3 protein-coding genes are annotated in these 3,020 nt (G+C 58.4%); all 3 read left to right on the forward strand.

Translation table 11 applies throughout. The features are described 5' to 3' along the window. Nucleotides 1-780, forward strand: a 780-nt coding sequence (locus P792_RS39445; RefSeq protein ID WP_035441008.1) for an alpha amylase C-terminal domain-containing protein, incomplete at its 5' end; no start/stop codon positions are given. Nucleotides 781-803: 23 nt separating this feature from the next. Continuing rightward, the gene (treZ, locus tag P792_RS35095; protein ID WP_023979966.1) at nt 804-2,558 is read left to right on the forward strand and encodes a malto-oligosyltrehalose trehalohydrolase; all 1,755 of its coding nucleotides are present in this window, start codon (nt 804-806) and stop codon (nt 2,556-2,558) included. 5 nt (nt 2,559-2,563) lie between these two features. Next, on the forward strand, nt 2,564-3,020 hold a 457-nt coding region (locus P792_RS36255), incomplete at its 3' end, for an alpha-amylase family glycosyl hydrolase (RefSeq protein ID WP_031241703.1).

Here is a 3,020-nt window from a genome sequence, read left to right on the forward strand (position 1 = left end):
GCGCCTCCTGAGGTCGGTGGGCTGGGCTTTCGCTTCAAGTGGAATATGGGGTGGATGCACGATACGCTGCGCTACATGCAGCAGGATCCGCTATGGCGGCGCTATCATGGGTCAGACCTCACCTTTGGCATGGTCTATGCCTATACCGAGCATTTCATTTTGCCTCTCTCTCACGACGAGGTCGTGCACGGCAAAGGGTCCCTTCTGTCGCGCATGCCGGGTGATGACTGGCGGCGACATGCCAATCTGCGCGCCTATTACGCCCTGATGTGGGCCTATCCGGGCAAGAAGCTGCTCTTCATGGGCGGTGAGCTCGCCCAGTGGGAAGAGTGGCATAATGACCGTGAACTCGCCTGGAACCGTCTGCACGATCATCTTGGCAAGGGTATGCACGATACGGTCGGCCTATTGAACGCGGTCTATCGCGAGGAACGCGCGCTCAGCGCTCATGATTACCACCATGACGGTTTCAGATGGATCATCGCAGACGATACCGAAAATACGGTTTTCGCCTGGTTGCGTCAGGCCCCGGGGGCTAACCCTGTTCTCGTCGTGTGCAACATGACGCCAGTGGTCCACCACGAGTATCGCATCGGCGTGCCATGTGGTGGGGCATGGGTCGAACGCGTCAATACCGACCGCAGCGAGCTGGGTGGCTCTGGCGTGGTTCATGACAATCCCGTCATGGCGTCGCAAGAATTTGCTCATGGCATGGAACATTCACTCGTCCTGACGCTTCCTCCTCTCGCCGTTCTGTATCTCGTCCCCAAGCACGGCTGACCCTTCCCCAACCGGAGGCACCAATGCCAGAAGCGTATCTCTACCAGACCCGTTTTGGTGCCACCCCCCAGAGTGACGGAACAACACGTTTCGCGCTCTGGGCGCCGTCATGCGAGGCCGTCAGCCTCGAACTGGAAAACCAGGCGCCCCTGCCCATGCAGGCCGAATCTGACGGTACGTTCACCCTGACAACGTCATGTCCGTCAGGTGCCCGCTATCGCTATCGCGTACGTGACGATCTTGCCGTTCCCGATCCGGCCAGCCGTAGCCAGCCGGATGGCGTGCATGGTCCGAGCGTGGTGACAGACCCGTCTTCCTATGTCTGGAAAACACGGAACTGGGCTGGCCGCCCCTGGGTCGAAGCTGTCATTTACGAGCTCCATGCCGGCTTGCTCGGCGGTTTCGATGGCGTGCGCGATCGTCTGGATGAGCTCAAGGCGCTGGGTATCACGGCCATCGAGATCATGCCCGTCAACAGCTTCGGCGGCACGCGCAACTGGGGGTATGATGGTGTCCTGCCCTATGCCCCGACGCAGGCCTATGGTGACCCTGACTCGCTGAAGCGGCTTATCGACACGGCTCATGCCAAAGGCATGATGGTGTTGCTGGATGTGGTCTATAACCATTTCGGCCCGGACGGGAATTTCCTGCACGACTACGCGGAAGCGTTTTTCGATCACGACAACAATTCCACCTGGGGGATTGGCATTGCCTTTGCCAAGCCCGAAGTGGCCGATTTCTTCATCGACAATGTGCTCTACTGGCTGATGGAATTCCGGTTTGACGGTGTGCGCATCGATGCAGCGTCAGCTATTACCGATCATGCGTGGTTCGGCAAGCTGCGCAAGCGCGTCACCGGGACAATCGAGCCCGGTCGCTACGTACATCTCATTCTAGAAAACGAAAACAACGACGCAGGCCTCCTTCGTGATGGGTATACCGCCCAATGGAATGATGACGGCCATAACGTACTGCATGTCATGCTCACGGGGGAGAAGGAGGGTTATTATGAAATGTTCGCCGATAACCCCACGCGCATACTTGCCCGCGTGCTGCATGAGGGATTTGCCTATCAGGGAGAGATGAACCCGTATTCGGGCAAGAAACGCGGCATGCCGAGCGGTGACCTGCCCGCAACCAAATTCATCCTGTTCCTGCAAAACCATGACCAGACCGGCAACCGTGCCATGGGTGAGCGTCTGATTTCACTCGCAGGGCCCGAGGCCCTCCATGCAGCCTATGCTCTTTTGCTGCTGAGCCCTATGGTCCCGATGCTGTTCATGGGGGAGGAATGGGGCTGCACCACACCCTTCCTATTCTTCTGCGATTTTCATGATGAACTGGCTGACGCCGTGCGTGAGGGCAGACGCAAGGAATTTGCCAAATTCGCCTCATTCCAGGATCCCGAAAAGCGCAAGACCATCCCTGACCCCAATGCGCTCTCGACCTTCGATCAGTCGCGCCCGGATCGTGATGAGCGCGCCACGCTGGATGGGCGTATCTGGCTTGACCGCACCCATAGTCTCCTCTCCCTGCGCAAACGCTTTCTTGTGCCAAGGCTCTCGAATGTGCACAGCCTCGATGCCAGCGTGATCGGCGACAAATCGATACTAGCGCGCTGGAAACTCGACGATGGATCAATCCTGTCGATCGCCATCAATCTTTCGGACCATGAAACCTGCAAGATTTCCGAACCTGCCACGCTCCTTTATAGCTCGGCAGCGCGACGCGCCGTAGAAGAACTGCCACCCGGCAGTCTGGTGGCCGGACTGGAGTGACGCGCATGACCTATCTCCCTCTGACAGCAACCCTGCGGCTGCAATTTCATCGTGAATTCACCCTGAATGACGCCATCCCGCTGGTTCCATATTTCAGAAAACTCGGGATCAGCCATGTCTATGCATCGCCGCTCCTGTCCTCCACCCCCGGCTCCATGCACGGCTATGACACGGTCGATTGCCACACGATCGACCCTGATCGTGGCGGTATTGAAGGGCTGAAGAATCTGGTTGCAGCGCTGCGTGACCAGGGCATGGGGCTTATCCTCGATATTGTCCCCAACCATATGGGAGTCGGCTGTGCCAACCACTGGTGGATGGATGTCCTGCGCCACGGGCGCGACAGCGCCTATGCCCAGCATTTCGACATCGACTGGTCACCAGCCAGCCCGGTGCTGCACAACAAGGTGCTGCTGCCTTTTCTCGGCGATCCCCTTGATGACACCATCAGGAGCGGTGATC

It is taken from the genome of Asaia sp. SF2.1, assembly GCF_000505765.1.
Lineage (GTDB): Bacteria > Pseudomonadota > Alphaproteobacteria > Acetobacterales > Acetobacteraceae > Asaia > Asaia bogorensis.